This window comes from Streptomyces sp. NPDC012935, assembly GCF_042900345.1.
Taxonomy (GTDB): Bacteria; Actinomycetota; Actinomycetes; order Streptomycetales; family Streptomycetaceae; genus Streptomyces.
On the sequence record NZ_JBIBBC010000007.1, the window covers coordinates 209,361 to 224,913 of the forward strand.

13 protein-coding genes are annotated in these 15,553 nt (G+C 70.0%); 9 read left to right on the forward strand and 4 right to left on the reverse strand.

Translation table 11 applies throughout. The features are described 5' to 3' along the window. Nucleotides 1-78: 78 nt before the first annotated feature. Entirely contained in the window at nucleotides 79-939 is an 861-nt protein-coding gene (gene mutM, locus ACFY5C_RS19425; protein ID WP_389445728.1) for a bifunctional DNA-formamidopyrimidine glycosylase/DNA-(apurinic or apyrimidinic site) lyase, read from the forward strand. Here the strand turns inward: mutM and ACFY5C_RS19430 are convergent. Continuing rightward, nucleotides 912-1,313 (reverse strand): winged helix-turn-helix transcriptional regulator, encoded by a 402-nt coding sequence (locus ACFY5C_RS19430; protein WP_389445730.1) that lies wholly within the window; start codon nucleotides 1,311-1,313, stop codon nucleotides 912-914. The two genes, mutM and ACFY5C_RS19430, sit on opposite strands and share 28 nt — an antisense overlap. Before the next feature lie 123 nt (nucleotides 1,314-1,436). Between ACFY5C_RS19430 and ACFY5C_RS19435 the strand changes: the two genes are divergently transcribed. After that, nucleotides 1,437-2,021, forward strand: a complete 585-nt coding sequence (locus ACFY5C_RS19435; protein WP_389445733.1) for a flavodoxin family protein — start codon at nucleotides 1,437-1,439, stop codon at nucleotides 2,019-2,021. 78 nt (nucleotides 2,022-2,099) lie between these two features. Next, complete coding sequence (locus ACFY5C_RS19440) at nucleotides 2,100-2,456, forward strand: hypothetical protein (protein WP_389445735.1); 357 nt, start codon at nucleotides 2,100-2,102, stop codon at nucleotides 2,454-2,456. Between the two features lie 74 nt (nucleotides 2,457-2,530). Here the strand turns inward: ACFY5C_RS19440 and ACFY5C_RS19445 are convergent, their stop codons facing one another. Next, nucleotides 2,531-3,712 carry a CAP domain-containing protein gene (locus ACFY5C_RS19445; RefSeq protein ID WP_389445738.1) on the reverse strand — a complete coding sequence of 394 codons (1,182 nt, stop codon included), beginning with the start codon at nucleotides 3,710-3,712 and terminating at the stop codon, nucleotides 2,531-2,533. Nucleotides 3,713-3,864: 152 nt separating this feature from the next. Between ACFY5C_RS19445 and ACFY5C_RS19450 the strand changes: the two genes are divergently transcribed. The 4 genes from ACFY5C_RS19450 (at nucleotide 3,865) to ACFY5C_RS19465 (ending at nucleotide 10,246) form a co-directional block, all read left to right on the forward strand. Next, nucleotides 3,865-4,146, forward strand: a complete 282-nt coding sequence (locus ACFY5C_RS19450; protein WP_389445741.1) for an acylphosphatase — start codon at nucleotides 3,865-3,867, stop codon at nucleotides 4,144-4,146. Between the two features lie 383 nt (nucleotides 4,147-4,529). Then, complete coding sequence (locus ACFY5C_RS19455) at nucleotides 4,530-4,733, forward strand: hypothetical protein (protein ID WP_030048901.1); 204 nt, start codon at nucleotides 4,530-4,532, stop codon at nucleotides 4,731-4,733. A 253-nt stretch (nucleotides 4,734-4,986) separates the two neighbouring features. Then, nucleotides 4,987-8,595 (forward strand): chromosome segregation protein SMC, encoded by a 3,609-nt coding sequence (gene smc, locus ACFY5C_RS19460; RefSeq protein ID WP_389445744.1) that lies wholly within the window; start codon nucleotides 4,987-4,989, stop codon nucleotides 8,593-8,595. 235 nt (nucleotides 8,596-8,830) lie between these two features. Then, on the forward strand, nucleotides 8,831-10,246 hold the full coding sequence (locus tag ACFY5C_RS19465) for a sugar porter family MFS transporter (RefSeq protein WP_389445747.1): 1,416 nt from the start codon (nucleotides 8,831-8,833) through the stop codon (nucleotides 10,244-10,246). A gap of 156 nt (nucleotides 10,247-10,402) precedes the next feature. Here ACFY5C_RS19465 and ACFY5C_RS19470 read toward each other — a convergent pair whose 3' ends face one another. Further along, nucleotides 10,403-11,374, reverse strand: coding sequence for an LLM class flavin-dependent oxidoreductase (locus ACFY5C_RS19470; RefSeq protein WP_389445750.1), 972 nt, complete (start codon nucleotides 11,372-11,374; stop codon nucleotides 10,403-10,405). Between the two features lie 105 nt (nucleotides 11,375-11,479). Between ACFY5C_RS19470 and ftsY the strand changes: the two genes are divergently transcribed. Further along, nucleotides 11,480-12,691, forward strand: a complete 1,212-nt coding sequence (ftsY, locus tag ACFY5C_RS19475) for a signal recognition particle-docking protein FtsY (RefSeq protein WP_389445752.1) — start codon at nucleotides 11,480-11,482, stop codon at nucleotides 12,689-12,691. A gap of 78 nt (nucleotides 12,692-12,769) precedes the next feature. On the opposite strand, the gene ACFY5C_RS19480 is transcribed toward ftsY, so the two are convergent. Then, nucleotides 12,770-13,426, reverse strand: coding sequence for a bifunctional DNA primase/polymerase (locus ACFY5C_RS19480; protein WP_389445754.1), 657 nt, complete (start codon nucleotides 13,424-13,426; stop codon nucleotides 12,770-12,772). Nucleotides 13,427-13,885: 459 nt separating this feature from the next. Between ACFY5C_RS19480 and ACFY5C_RS19485 the strand changes: the two genes are divergently transcribed. Beyond that, a complete protein-coding gene (locus tag ACFY5C_RS19485) occupies nucleotides 13,886-15,379 on the forward strand; it encodes a hypothetical protein (RefSeq protein ID WP_389445757.1) in 1,494 nt (497 codons plus the stop codon). Nucleotides 15,380-15,553 lie beyond the last annotated feature (174 nt).

Consider the following 15,553-nt stretch of genomic DNA (forward strand, 5'->3'; position numbering starts at 1 on the left):
CCCGTACCCCGCCGTGGGGCGGGCGCTCGGTCCATTGAGCGGCCCTGCCGGGCCGCGCAGGTGTTACGGGGGATCCCCATGCCCGAGTTGCCCGAGGTCGAGGTCGTACGACGTGGCCTGGAGCGGTGGGTCGCCCACCGTACGGTGGCCGATGCCGAGGTGCTGCACCCGCGTGCCGTACGCCGGCACATCGCGGGCGGCGACGACTTCGCGCACCGCCTCAAGGGCCACCGCATCGGCACACCCAGCCGCCGCGGCAAGTACCTGTGGCTGCCCCTGGAGGACACGCACCAGTCGATCCTGGCCCACCTCGGCATGAGCGGTCAGCTGCTGGTGCAGCCGAGCACCGCGCCCGACGAGAAGCACCTCAGGATCCGGGTGCGGTTCGCGGACGCCCTCGCCACCGAACTGCGCTTCGTCGACCAACGCACCTTCGGCGGCCTGTCGTTGCACGACAACACCCCCGACGGGCTGCCCGACGTCATCGCGCACATCGCCCGCGACCCCCTCGACCCGCTCTTCGACGACGAGGCCTTCCATCAGGCCCTGCGCCGCAAGCGTTCGACCATCAAACGGGCCCTGCTCGACCAGTCGTTGATCAGCGGTGTCGGCAACATCTACGCGGACGAGGCCCTTTGGCGCGCCCGCCTCCACTACGACCGCCCGACCGCGGCCTTCACGCGCCCGCGCAGCCTCGAACTCCTGGGCCACGTAAGGGACGTCATGAACGCCGCCCTCGCCGTCGGCGGCACGAGCTTCGACAGCCTGTACGTCAATGTCAACGGCGAGTCGGGCTACTTCGACCGGTCGCTCGACGCGTACGGCCGTGAAGGGCTGCCCTGCAAGAGGTGCGGTACGCCGATGCGCAGGCGGGCCTGGATGAACCGGTCCAGCTACTTCTGCCCGAAGTGTCAGAGGGCGCCGCGCGTCTCGTCGTAGCGCAGACGTGCTTCGAGGACGTCGTCCATCTGCCCCTCCACGAAGTGGATGAGGTTCAGCAGCCGCTCCGCCACACCGCGCCCGAGGGGCGTCAGTTCGTAGTCGACCCGCGGCGGGTTCGTCGGCTGGGCATCGCGGTGCACCAATCCGTCCCGCTCCAGGGCGTGCAGCGTCTGGGACAGCATCTTCTCGCTGACGCCGTCGACCCGGCGGCGCAGCTCGTTGAAGCGCAGCGAGCCCTCGTACAGGGCGCCGAGCGTGAGCCCGCCCCAGCGACCCGTGACGTGCTCCAGCGTGCCGCGCGAGGGGCAGGCCTTGGCGAACACGTTGTACGGGAGGTCCTGCGCCTCCGTGCGCTCCTGCGTGGTGTCCATATCTGAAGCGTACTCGAACGCAGCGCTAACCGGCAGGTTGCACTAACTAGAAGTTAGTGCTTTCCTTTGGTTATCACCAGTGAGCTGCTTCTCGCTGGGCTGCCTACGTTCAGGAGTGCCCAAGTGACCACCCCCGTCGTCTCCATCGCCTACCACTCCGGCTACGGCCACACCGCCGTCATCGCCGAAGCCGTCCGTTCCGGTGCCGTCGAGGCCGGTGCCGTGGTGCACCTGATCAAGGTGGACGAGATCACCGAGGAGCAGTGGGCGACCCTCGACGCCTCGGACGCGATCGTGTTCGGTTCACCGACCTACATGGGCACCGCATCCGGCGCCTTCCACGTCTTCGCCGAGGCCACCTCCAAGCGCTGGGCCGAGCAGACCTGGACGGACAAGCTGGCCGCCGGCTTCACCAACTCCGCCTCCAAGAGCGGCGACAAGCTGCACACCCTGCAGTTCTTCCAGATCCTTGCCGCCCAGCTCGGCATGCACTGGATCAACCTCGGCCTGCTCCCCGGCTGGAACAGCAGCGCCGGCTCCGAGAACGACCTCAACCGCCTCGGCGTCTTCACGGGCGCCGCCGCCCAGACCAACGCCGACCAGGGGCCGGAGGCCGTCCACAAGGCCGACGTGGCGACGGCCGAGCACCTGGGGCGCCGGGTGGCGGACACGGCGAAGGTGCTCGCGCGGGGCCGCGTGGCCGTCTGAGGGACGCTGTATTGGACGCGCGCGAGGCGCCGTCCCCGCTGTAGCCTGCCGACCGAGCCGGCTGCGGGGGACGGCGCCTTGGGGGGAACTGTGTGGGACGGCCCGTTCTACCGGGTGCGCAGGGACGGATACGAGATCTGCTTCGTGCCCGACGCGGGGGAGGATCTCGACGAGGTCTGCAGCGTTGACGTGTGGGTGACGTTCACCGATGGGCAGCGCTGGTCCGGAACTGTCTTCACCCTCGACGAGGCGCGCCGCCTGATGGAGCGCTGGAAGGGCACCGGCGAGTACCTCGGGGGCCGGTACTTCTTCGGCTGGGACGACCTGATCGTCCGGGACCCGGGCATCCCCGCCATGGTCCTCGTCATCGACGAGCTCGTCACCACCGGCGACTACAGGTCGGCCATGCGCCCCTTGGGGCTTGCCGAGGACTGACGGCCGAAGCCCGGGGCCGTGGCGCCTGAACGCGCTCCGCCCCCTTCGGGCCCCGGCTTCGTGTCAGCGGTGTCTCAGTACCCGAAGTCCTGCGTCCACCAGGGACCGCCGGCGCCGAGCTGCACGCCCACGCCGAGGGTCTTGAAGTCGCAGTTCAGGATGTTGGCCTTGTGGCCGGGGCTGTTCATCCAGGCTTCCATCACCGCGGCCGCGTCGGACTGGCCGCGGGCTATGTTCTCGCCGCCGAGGTCGGTGATGCCGGCCTTCGCGGCCCGGTCCCACGGGGACGCGCCGTCGGGGTCGGTGTGGTCGAAGAAGCCCCGCTGGGCCATGTCCTTGCTGAAGTCCTGGGCCAGCTCCGTGAGCGAGCTGTTGGCGGCGACCGCGCTGCAGCCGACCTGAGCGCGCTCCTCGTTGACGAGCTTCAGCACCTCGGCCGCGGCGGCTGCCTGCGCGGACACCGCCACCGGAGCGCTGGTCCGCTCCTTCTCGGGCTTCTTCTCAGGCTCCTTCTCCGGCGTCTTCGTGGCCGTACGGGAAGGGGTCTCCTTCGGCTTCTGGCTGGGCGTGGCCGAGGGCTTCTGCGACGGGGTCTTCGTCGGTGCGGCCGACGACGTCGACGGGACCGGCGAGGTGGGCCGTTCGTTGTCGCGGCTCGTCGAGGAGCCGTTGTCGTGGCTGTCGGCGCTGCCGGACGTGCCGCCCTGCTCGTTGGGGGAGTTGGTCGGGGTGTCGGCGGCCTGCACCTTGTCGGCGCCGTTGCCGCCGCCGAGCCGGTAGTTGTCGATGCCGGGCACCACACCGGTGGCGACCGCGACCGTGCCCAGGGCGACCGCCGCGGAGACGCCGAGCAGACCGGTCTTCACCGGCGCCGTCGCCTTCTTCTTGCGGCGGCGGTGCGCGCCGCTCCCGGGGCGACGGGAGCCGGAGCTGGGAGTGAAGCCGTCGCTGCGAAAGACCGCGGTGTCCATGCCGGAGGCGGAGCCGCTCATGGAGCCGGCGTCGCTCGGGAAGGTCGCGGTGTTGGTGATCCGGTCGTAGTCGTCGTCCTCGGCGAAGAGGTAGGCGTCACTCTTCGCGTAGGCCTCGGCGTACGCCTCAGGGTTCAGATAGGGCGCGATGCCCATAGTGGGCCGCTCGCCGTCATACGAGTTGAGCGGGTCGTGGCCCTCCGTGTAAGAGCCGTCCGAATGTGTGACCCCCGTGGCGCGGCCCGTGGCGGCGCGTCCGGCGGCGGAGCGTCGGTGGCGTCCCATGTCCTGGCCTTCCTGGTCCCTGCGGTCTCAACGTCCTCACAGAACTCACTCGATCGTGTGAGTTTCATATGAGATTCATTGGGTGGGGACGGTACCGCATGGCGGCAGGGGAGGAAGTGTCCGGAGAGACATTGGCCCGTTAGGTTGCAGTCATGAGCGAGGATGTACGGCTGGTCGCCTGGGTGCGTGGACGCGTCCAAGGTGTGGGTTTTCGCTGGTTCACGCGGGCCAAGGCTCTCGAGATCGGCGGCCTGAGTGGTTTTGCTCTCAATTTGGCCGACGGCCGGGTCCAAGTGGTCGCTGAGGGTCCGCGCAAGGGTTGTGAAGGACTCCTCGACTGGCTCCGGGGCGACGACACGCCCGGGCAGGTGGACGGTGTCACCGAGATCTGGGACACACCTCGCGGGGGTTACGACGGCTTCGCCATCCGTTGAGCCGGTTCTGTAAAGCCGCCCTGGCGCAAGCGGAGGGACCTGCCACGGGCAACTGCCCCGAGCAGAAATGAGCAGGTGGTTGCCAAGAACGGCTCGCGGTGGCAGGCTCCGCACTTAAGGATGATCGCCACGCCCCGAAGGGCCCGCAGGAGTCGCCGCGCAGCCGTCTCAAGGCCGTGTGCCCCCGGGTTTGCCCGCCAATACGGGGCGTGATCGTGTTGACCGTCAAACTTTTTGGTGAGACGCTGAAAGCCCCGCGCACCTTAGCTGTTTGGCGTGGCTGAACGGCAGCACAACCACAGTCCTGCCAAGCAACCGCGGGTGCGAATCCCTCACGACCCACACCGCTTCGGTCGGTCACTCATTGTGGAGGACCATCCATCATGGCAAAGGCGCTTCTCGGTTACGTCGGCGGCTCCGACCCTCGACTCCTCGCCGAGATGCGACGGCTCCAGCAGCGTGTCCAGGACCTGGAATCCGAGCTCGGACGGATCCAGGCGGAGAACGACGCGCTGACGGCTGCCGCTTCTCACGACAGGATCATGGAGAGCATCGACGCACACCAGGCGGAGCCTGCGCTCACCTGATCACTGCATTGCTCCACGACAGCACAGGCAGTGGTTTGGGCGGCTCGTATCCAACCGCTAGGTAGTAGTCAGGCGACTGGCCAGCCAGTCGCCAGAAGTTGCAAGGGACGCTTCGGCGTCCCTTCTTTCTTGCCCCCGCTTACTGCCCCGCGCATCCTTTCACCCTCTTTAACGTCTGGTGTGCCCTGCACGTTCAACGGTGAAACCGCGGGTTCATGGAGCGAGATACAGGCGGACGGTAGAGTCCAGCGGCGTGCACCTCAAGGCCCTGACCCTCCGCGGGTTCAAGTCGTTCGCCTCGGCGACCACGCTCCGGTTCGAGCCGGGCATCACGTGCGTCGTCGGACCGAACGGCTCGGGCAAGTCCAACGTGGTGGACGCGCTCAGCTGGGTCATGGGTGAGCAGGGCGCCAAGTCGCTGCGCGGCGGCAAGATGGAGGACGTCATCTTCGCCGGCACGACCGGCCGTCCGCCACTTGGCCGAGCCGAGGTTTCGCTGACCATCGACAACTCGGACGGCGCACTGCCCATCGAGTACGCCGAGGTCACCATCACGCGGATCATGTTCCGCAACGGCGGCAGCGAGTACCAGATCAACGGCGACACATGTCGCCTCCTCGACATCCAGGAACTGCTCTCCGACTCCGGCATCGGCCGTGAGATGCACGTCATCGTCGGCCAGGGCCAGCTCGACTCCGTCCTGCACGCCGACCCCATGGGCCGCCGCGCCTTCATCGAAGAGGCGGCCGGCGTCCTCAAGCACCGCAAGCGCAAGGAGAAGGCGCTGCGCAAGCTGGACGCGATGCAGGCCAACCTCGCGCGCGTGCAGGACCTGACGGACGAGCTGCGCCGACAGCTCAAGCCCCTGGGCCGCCAGGCGGCGGTCGCACGCCGGGCCGCCGTCATCCAGGCGGATCTGCGCGACGCCCGACTCCGCCTCCTCGCCGACGATCTCGTACGGCTCCGTCAGGCGCTCCAGACCGAGGTCGCCGACGAGGCCGCGCTGAAGGAGCGCAAGGAGGCCGCCGAGCAGGAGCTGAAGAAGGCACTCCAGCGCGAAGGCCTCCTGGAGGACGAGGTACGGCAGCTCACGCCGCGCCTCCAGCGGGCCCAGCAGACCTGGTACGAGCTGTCCCAGCTCGCCGAGCGGGTGCGCGGCACGATCTCGCTGGCCGACGCACGCGTGAAGAGCGCGACCTCCGCGCCGCCGGAGGAACGGCGGGGCCGTGACCCCGAGGACATGGAGCGCGAGGCCGCCCGGATCCGCGAGCAGGAGGCCGAGCTCGAAGCGGCCCTGGAGGCGGCCGAGCGGGCCCTGGAGGACACGGTCGCGCACCGCGCCGAGCTGGAGCGCGAACTCACGCAGGAAGAGCGGCGCCTGAAGGACGTCGCCCGCGCCATCGCCGACCGCCGCGAGGGCCTCGCCCGGCTGAACGGGCAGGTCAACGCGGCCCGTTCACGAGCAGCCTCCGCCCAGGCCGAGATCGACCGCCTGGCCGCCGCACGGGACGAGGCCCAGGAGCGGGCCTTCGCCGCCCAGGAGGAGTACGAGGCGCTGCAGGCCGAGGTCGACGGCCTGGACGCCGGCGACGCGGAACTCGCCGAGCAGCACGAGGCCGCCAAGCAGCAGCTCGCCGAGGCCGAGGCCGCGCTCACGGCAGCCCGCGAGGCGGCCACCGCGGCGGAACGCGGCCGCGCGGCGACGCAGGCCCGCCACGAGGCGCTCGCCCTGGGACTGCGCCGCAAGGACGGCACCGGCGCCCTGCTCGGCGCGCAGGACCGCCTCACGGGACTGCTGGGCCCCGCAGCGGAACTGCTCACGGTGACACCGGGCTACGAGGTACCGCTTGCGGCGGCCTTCGGTGCGGCGGCGGACGCGCTGGCGGTGACGTCGGCTTCGGCGGCGGCGGACGCGATCCGCATGCTGCGCAAGCAGGACGGCGGAAGGGCCTCCCTCCTGCTCGCCGGGTCACCGGAGGCGCCCCAAAGGGGCGCGGGGCTGTATCAATCCGCGGCTCCGCCGCGAGGCGAGACCAGCCACGACGAACCGGCGGACGCCACGCAGCGACACGCGGCAGATCTGGTCCGCGGCCCTTCCGACCTCATGCCGGCGGTACGACGCCTCCTGCACGGCATCGTCGTCGTCGGCACGCTCGAGGACGCCGAAGACCTCGTCCACACCCACCCCCACCTCACCGCCGTAACCGCCGAAGGTGACCTGCTCGGGGCGCACTTCGCGCACGGGGGGTCCGCCGGGGCGCCCAGCCTCCTCGAAGTGCAGGCCTCCGTGGACGAGGCCGCTGCCGAGCTGGAAGAGCTGGCCGTGCGGTGCGAGGAGCTGGCCGAGGCGCAGCATGCGGCGGTCGAGCGGCGCAAGGAGTGCGCCGGGCTGGTCGAGGAGCTGGGGGAGCGGCGCAGGGCGGCCGACCGGGAGAAGTCGGCCGTCGCGCAGCAGCTCGGGCGGCTCGCCGGGCAGGCGCGCGGTGCCGCCGGCGAGGCCGAGCGGTCCGTCGCCGCCGCCGCGCGGGCGCAGGACTCGCTGGACAAGGCCCTCCAGGAGGCCGAGGAGCTGGCCGAGCGGCTCGCCGTAGCCGAGGAGATGCCGGTCGAGGAGGAGCCCGACACATCGGTGCGGGACCGTCTCGCCGCCGACGGTGCCAACGCCCGGCAGACCGAGATGGAGGCCCGGCTCCAGGTCCGTACCCACGAGGAGCGCGTCAAGGGACTCGCCGGGCGTGCCGACTCCCTCGACCGTGCCGCCCGCGCCGAACGCGAGGCACGCGCGCGTGCCGAGCAGCGGCGGGCCCGGCTGCGCCACGAGGCGGCCGTCGCGGAAGCCGTCGCCTCCGGTGCCCGGCAGCTCCTCGCGCACGTCGAGGTCTCCCTCGCCCGCGCCGACGAGGAGCGCACCGCCGCCGAGGCCGCCAAGGCCCGTCGCGAGCAGGAACTCACCGTCGCCCGTAACGAGGGCCGCGAGCTCAAGGCCGAGCTCGACAAGCTGACCGACTCCGTCCACCGCGGCGAGGTCCTCGGCGCCGAGAAGCGGATGCGGATCGAGCAGCTGGAGACCAAGGCGCTGGAGGAGCTGGGCGTGGAGCCCGCCGGGCTCGTCTCCGAATACGGCCCCCACCAGCTCGTACCGCCCTCCCTGGCCGCCGAGGGCGAGCAGCTCCCCGAGGACCCCGAGCATCCCCGCAACCAGCCCAAGCCCTTCGTCCGGGGCGAACAGGAGAAGCGGCTCAAGGCCGCCGAGCGCGCCTACCAGCAGCTCGGCAAGGTCAACCCGCTCGCCCTGGAGGAGTTCGCGGCACTGGAGGAACGGCACAAGTTCCTCAGCGAGCAGCTGGAAGACCTGAAGAAGACCCGCGCCGACCTGCTCCAGGTCGTCAAGGAGGTCGACGAACGCGTCGAGCAGGTCTTCACCGAGGCCTACCGGGACACGGCCCGGCAGTTCGAGGGCGTCTTCAGCCGGCTGTTCCCCGGTGGCGAGGGACGGCTGATCCTGACCGATCCCGACAACATGCTCACCACGGGTGTCGATGTCGAGGCGCGTCCGCCCGGCAAGAAGGTCAAGCGGCTGTCGCTGCTCTCGGGTGGTGAGCGTTCACTCACCGCCGTCGCGATGCTGGTGTCGATCTTCAAGGCCCGCCCGAGCCCGTTCTACGTCATGGACGAGGTCGAGGCCGCCCTCGACGACACCAACCTCCAGCGGCTGATCCGCATCATGCAGGAGCTGCAGGAGGCCTCGCAGCTGATCGTGATCACCCACCAGAAGCGCACGATGGAGGTCGCCGACGCGCTGTACGGCGTCTCCATGCAGGGTGACGGGGTGTCAAAGGTCATCAGCCAGCGCCTGCGTTGACGCCTGCCGCTGCCGACCACCGGGCGCGATCACCTCCCGCCGCACCTTTCCCTTCACGTTCACTTCAAGAAGTGAACACAACTCACTCAGTCGCGTCTCCAAGGTCACAGCTTCTTGGGTATTGACTTCGATACTTGAAGGCATAGTCTCTGCAACGTTGTTTTTAACTTCAGGTATCACTACTTGGAGCGGCTGACCCCCACCCGGCAGCGTTGCCGGCGCCCGAGGAGTACACGTGACCAGCACAGCGCAGGCATCCACGTCAGGAGCGAGGACGGCGCACCCCGAACATCTCGGGCACGTCGTCTTCATCACCGCGGCGGCTGCCATGGGCGGCTTCCTGTTCGGCTACGACAGTTCCGTCATCAACGGAGCCAACGGCGGCATCCAGGCCCGGTTCGACCTCAGCTCAGGCGTCACCGGTACGGTCGCCGCAAGCGCCCTGCTCGGCAGCGCCCTCGGCGCCGCAATCGCCGGCCGCATAGCCGACCGCATCGGCCGCATCCGCGTCATGCAGATCGCGGCGGTGCTGTTCGCCGTGAGCGCCGTCGGTTCCGGTCTCCCGTTCGCCGCGTGGGACCTCGCCGCCTGGCGCGTCCTCGGCGGCATCGCCATCGGCATGGCCTCGGTCATCGGCCCCGCCTATATCGCCGAGGTCGCCCCGCCCGCGTACCGAGGCAGGCTCGCCTCCTTCCAGCAGGCCGCCATCGTCATCGGCATCGCGGTCTCGCAGCTCGTCAACTGGGCCATCCTCAACATGGCCGACGGCGAGGAGCGCGGCACGGTCGCGGGCCTGGAGGCCTGGCAGTGGATGCTCGGCGTGATGCTCGTGCCCGCCATCGTCTACGGCCTGCTGTCCTTCGCCATCCCCGAGTCCCCGCGCTACCTGATCAGCGTCGGCCGCATCGAGGACGCGAAGAAGGTGCTCACCGACGTCGAGGGCGGCGTGGACCTGGACGGCCGCGTCACCGAGATCGAGCAGGCCATGAAGAGCGACCACAAGTCGACGTTCAAGGACCTGCTGGGCGGCCGGTCCGGCCTCCTGCCGATCGTGTGGATCGGCATCGGCCTCTCCGTCTTCCAGCAGCTGGTCGGCATCAACGTCATCTTCTACTACTCGAACCTGCTGTGGCAGTCGGTGGGCGTCGACCCGTCGAGCTCGTTCTTCTACTCGTTCGAGACCTCGATCATCAACATCATCGGCACCGTGATCGCGATGATCTTCGTCGACCGCATCGGCCGCAAGCCGCTGGCCCTCATCGGCTCCATCGGTATGGGCATCTCGCTCGCGGCGGCCGCCTGGTCCTTCTCCTTCCAGAACGGCAACGACCCGCTGCCGACCGCGCAGGGCTACGTGGCGCTGATCGCCGCCAACGCCTTCGTCCTCTTCTTCGCCCTGTCCTGGGGCGTGGTCGTCTGGGTCATGCTCGGCGAGGTCTTCCCGAACAAGATCCGTGCCGCCGCCCTGGGTGTGGCCGCCTCGGCCCAGTGGATCGCCAACTGGGTGATCACGATCACCTTCCCGGACCTGGCGGACTGGAACCTGTCGCTCACCTACGTCATGTACGCGGTGTTCGCCTTCCTCTCCATCCCCTTCATCCTCAAGTTCGTGCCCGAGACCAAGGGCAAGAAGCTGGAGGAGATGGGCTGAGTCTCAGGGCTCCCCGAACTCGGGGAGAAGGGCCAAGTCCCCGCTGCCCCTCTCCCCGTAACCTCGTCGCCGCCCCGGCTCGGCCACTGCCCGAGCCGGGGCGGCGGTGTCGTATGCGACGGGACAGGGCGGCGGATGCGGTCGTATGCGACGGGATCAGGCGGCGAGCCGCGGCAGCACCTGCTCGCAGAACAACCGCAGGCTGCGCCACCCCTCCTCCACCGGCATCCCGCCCGACAACGGGTGCAGTACGTAGTTCGCCTGTGCCAGCGCCACACACTCCTCGGGCGTCACGATCCGGTACACGCCCTCCGCGCGCAGTTCCTCCACCGTCGTGGCCCCCGACCTCACCGCCGAGCGGATGTCCCCGGACTGCCAGGAGGCATAGGTCCGTGCCTCGTGCAGGAAGTGCCTCCCGTACTGCGCCCACGCCCGGTCGGGGTCCTCGGCCACGTGCAGCAGCGGAGTCTCGGCGGCCGGCATCATGGTCCAGCCCGCGGTGCCGTACTCGACGAGGCGCTCCTTGTAATACGCCTCCAGCTCCGGCAGATGCGCGCTGGGGAAGAACGGCAGGCCGAGCCGGGCGGCCCGGCGGGCGGCGGCCTTCGAGGAGCCGCCGACCAGCAGGAGCGGGTGCGGATCGGTGTACGGACGCGGAGTGACCCGTACCGTACGGCCCCGGTACTCGAAGGGCTCGCCGGTCCAGGCCTTCAGCACCGTCTCCAGCAGTTCGTCCTGCAGCTTTCCGCGCCGCTTCCAGTCCACGTCGAACAGGGCGTACTCCTCGGGCCGGTAGCCGATCCCGGCGACCGTCACCAGCCGGCCGCCGCTCAGCAGGTCCAGTACGGCGATCTCCTCGGCCAGCCGCAGCGGGTCGTGCAGTGGGCCGATGATCGCGGAGACGGTGACCGCGACGCGCTGTGTCCCGCCGAAGACCGCGGCCGCGAAGGCGAACGGAGACGGCAGCCAGTTGTTGTCGGCGCCGTGGTGCTCCTCGGTCTGCACGGTGGTGATGCCGTGCTCATCGGCGTACGCGGACATCTCCAGGGCCGCCCGGTAGCGGGCGGCGAGCGAGGCGGGGGTCGCGTCGGGCTCGACGAGGTTGAAGCGTACGACCGTGACGGGCATGGGGGTCCCCCTTCACCGGGCGGGTGTGAAGGCGGACGTTAGCTGACGGTGTGTCAGACATCCAGAGCGGTGTCGCCGGGCTCCATGGCCGATACTGGACGGGTTATGGACATCGTCATCCTTGCTGTAGTCATCGCCGTGGTCGTGCTCGGCGCGCTCGGCGGGCTCATCATCGGCAGCCGGCGCAAGAAGCAGCTGCCCCCGCCGCCGCCCGCCGCCCCCGACATCACCGCCCCTCCGGCCGAGCCGCACGTCGGCGACGAGGCCGAGACGCCGCGCGACGAACCGCGCCGGACCATAGAGGAGGTGGATCTTCCCGACGGCTCGACCGGGGTCGCCGTCGAGGAACCGCCCGTCGTCGAAGAGCCCCCGCCGATCGAGATCGAGGTACCGGAGCCCACCGCCGGCCGCCTGATCCGACTGCGCGCCCGGCTCTCCCGCTCCCAGACCGCCCTCGGCAAGGGGCTGCTCACGCTCCTGTCGCGCGAGCACCTCGACGAGGACACCTGGGAGGAGATCGAGGACACGCTGCTCACCGCCGACGTCGGCGTGCAGCCCACCCAGGAGCTGGTCGAGGGGCTGCGCGAGCGCGTGAAGGTCCTCGGCACCCGCACGCCCGACGAGCTGCGCGGCCTGTTGCGCGAGGAGCTGCTCAAGCTGGTCGGCACCGACATGGACCGCGTGGTCAAGACCGAGCCGGAGACCAGCAAGCCCGGCATCGTGATGGTCGTCGGCGTCAACGGCACCGGCAAGACCACCACCACCGGCAAGCTCGCCCGCGTCCTCGTGGCCGACGGCCGCAGCGTCGTGCTGGGTGCCGCCGACACCTTCCGTGCCGCCGCCGCCGATCAGCTGCAGACCTGGGGCGAGCGGGTCGGCGCCTACACCGTGCGCGGGCCGGAGGCCGGCGACCCCGCCTCCGTCGCCTTCGACGCGGTGAAGGAGGGCAAGGAGATGGGGTCGGACGTCGTCCTCATCGACACCGCCGGACGCCTGCACACCAAGACCGGCCTCATGGACGAGCTCGGCAAGGTCAAGCGGGTCGTCGAGAAGCACGCGCCGCTCGACGAGGTGCTGCTCGTGCTGGACGCGACGACGGGGCAGAACGGTCTGGTCCAGGCCCGTGTCTTCGCCGAGGTCGTCGACATCACCGGCATCGTGCTCACCAAGCTGGACGGCACGGCCAAGGGCGGCATCGTGATCGCGGTCCAGCGGGAGCTGGGCGTGCCGGTGAAACTGGTCGGTCTCGGCGAGGGCGCCGACGACCTGGCGCCGTTCGAGCCGGAGGCGTTCGTGGATGCGCTTATCGGCGACTGAGTGCACGTACGAGAAGTCGTACCCGAGGAAGAGCCCCACTCATGGTGCAGATGGTGTGGGGCTCTTCCGTATCGAGAGCTACGCGCGCGACCGATGGGCCACGTAGGCCAGCGTTCCCAGCAGCAGCCGCGCGGCCGGCGGCTTCGTCGCCGTGTCCAGTTCGGGCGGGCGCAGCCAGCGCACCGGCCCCAGTCCGCCCCGGTCGGACGGCGGGGCGGTGATGGACGTACCGGGGCCGAGACCACGCAGGTCGAGGTGGGGCGGGTCGTCCCAGCCCATGCGGTACAGGAGCTCGGGGAGCTCGGCGGCGGCGCCCGGGGCGACCAGGAATTGGGCACGGCCGTCGGGCGTGGCGGTGACCGGGCCGAGGGGGAGACCCATCCGTTCGAGCCGGGCCAACGCACGGCGTCCGGCCGGCTCGGCCACCTCGATCACGTCGAACGCCCGCCCGGCCGGCAGCATCACCGAGGCACCGGGAAACTCCGACCACGCCTTGGCGACCTCGTCGAGCGTGGCCCCGGCCGGGATCTGCGGCGCGAAGTCGAGGGGGTGTGCGCCGGGCGCACCGCAGTCGGAGCGGCCGCACGAGCAGGCGCCCGCTGAGGCGCGCGCGCCGGGCACCACGTCCCAGCCCCACAGCCCGGTGAACTCGGCGACGGCGGTGCACTCCGAGGCGCGGCCGCGCCGACGCGAGCCGGATCGGATCTCCCGGATGCCGCCGATCGTGAAGCCCATGCCCCCTCCAACGGGTCCAGCGCGCCAGTGGTTACGGCGCGAATTCGCATCGTGACCCTGTGTGTTCCTCAGAAGGCCGGTTACCCGCCGACGCCGCTCGGTTCACGCGGCGCTTGGAAGCGTCCAGGGTTGTGGACAGTGCGACGCGCGCCTGTGAGTGCTTCGCTCCGCCCACTTCCGGCCGTCCTATGTCAAGTGAATCGCGTGGAGGCGCCCGTTAGTTCATTCGAAGGGGTGGCGAATGGTGGCGTTTCCCGGATCGCCATGGCTGGAGGCGTGATCGTAGGATTACCGTGTGTGCACGGAGCCTCGGGGCACATGCACTCGTGGGTATGCCGGGGGCAAGTCGGCTTTCCGTTCGAAGGGTGACAACTGCCGGACGGGAGACCGTATTTACCGGCATTCTGATAGGGCTTGGCGCACTCGGTGACAAGTGGTCCAAGGGATGGGGGCGTTCCAGTGAGCGGCAACAGCGGAAGCGGTACGAGCGCCGGTGGCGCAGCGCACGCTGACAAGCGCCCGAACGAGCTGCTCGCGTCCTGGTTCGTGCGCAGCGGCTGGTCGAAGGGCGAACTGGCCCGCCAAGTGAACCGCCGCGCACGCCAGTTGGGTGCCAACCACATCTCGACCGACACCTCGCGCGTACGCCGCTGGCTCGACGGTGAGAACCCCCGCGAGCCGATCCCGCGGATCCTGTCCGAGCTGTTCTCGGAGCGGTTCGGCTGTGTCGTCTCCGTCGAGGACCTCGGCCTGCGCGCCGCCCGCCAGTCACCCTCCGTGTCCGGCGTCGACCTGCCCTGGACGGGTCCGCAGACGGTGGCCCTGCTCAGCGAGTTCTCGCGCAGCGACCTGATGCTGGCGCGGCGCGGCTTCCTCGGGAGCTCGCTGGCCCTGGCTGCGGGCCCGGCCCTCATCGAGCCGATGCAGCGCTGGCTGGTCCCTGCGCCGTCCGCCCCGCGCGCGGAGACCCGGCCCGTCCCGTCGTCCCGCGCGCGCGGTCGGCTGTCCAGGCCCGAGCTGGACCTGCTGGAGTCCACCACCGTGATGTTCCGGCAGTGGGACGCCCAGTGCGGCGGCGGTCTGCGCCGCAAAGCGGTCGTGGGCCAGCTGCACGAGGTGACCGACCTGCTCCAGGAGCCCCAGCCGGAGTCCACCACCAGGAAGCTGTTCAAGGTCGCAGCCGAGCTGGCGGAGCTGGCCGGCTGGATGTCGTACGACGTCGGGCTCCAGCCCACCGCCCAGAAGTACTTCGTCCTCGCGCTGCACGCCGCCAAGGAGGCCGGTGACCGGCCGCTCGGCTCGTACATCCTCTCCAGCATGAGCCGCCAGATGATCCACCTCGGCCGGCCCGACGACGCCCTGGAGCTGGTCCACCTCGCGCAGTACGGCAGCCGGGACTGCGCCAGCCCGCGCACCCAGTCCATGCTGTATGCGATGGAGGCCCGCGCCTACGCCAACATGGGTCAGCCCGGCAAGTGCAAGCGGGCGGTCCGGATGGCCGAGGACACCTTCTCCGAGGCCGATGAGTGGGACGAGCCGGACCCCGACTGGATCCGCTTCTTCTCCGAGGCCGAGCTGTACGGCGAGAACTCCCACTCCTACCGCGACCTCGCCTATGTCGCCGGCCGCAGCCCGACATACGCCTCGCTGGCCGAGCCGGTCATGCAGCAGGCCGTGGACCTGTTCGCGAAGGACGCCGAACACCAGCGGTCGTATGCGCTGAACCTGATCGGCATGGCCACCGTGCACCTGCTGCGGCGCGAGCCCGAGCAGAGCACGGTCTACGCCGAGCACGCCATGCAGGTCGCCAAGAAGGTGCGCTCCGAGCGCGTCAACACTCGTATTCGAAAGACGGTCGACACGGCCGTACGCGACTTCGGGGATCTCGCCGAGGTCGTGGACCTGACGGACAAGCTCGCGGTGGAGCTGCCGGAGAGCGCGGAGGCGGTCTGACAGCCGCGGGTAAATCCCGCACAACCCCAGAACCCCGGCCGCGGCCGGCCTTCCCGAACTGCCCGACTCGGCTCCCCCATGCCAGGTCATCGGAAGGCCGCCCGCGGCCGGTCCTGTACACCTTCATTGAAGGTTGCGCCACGATAACGATCCGGCAGCCGGAGATCCGGCAGT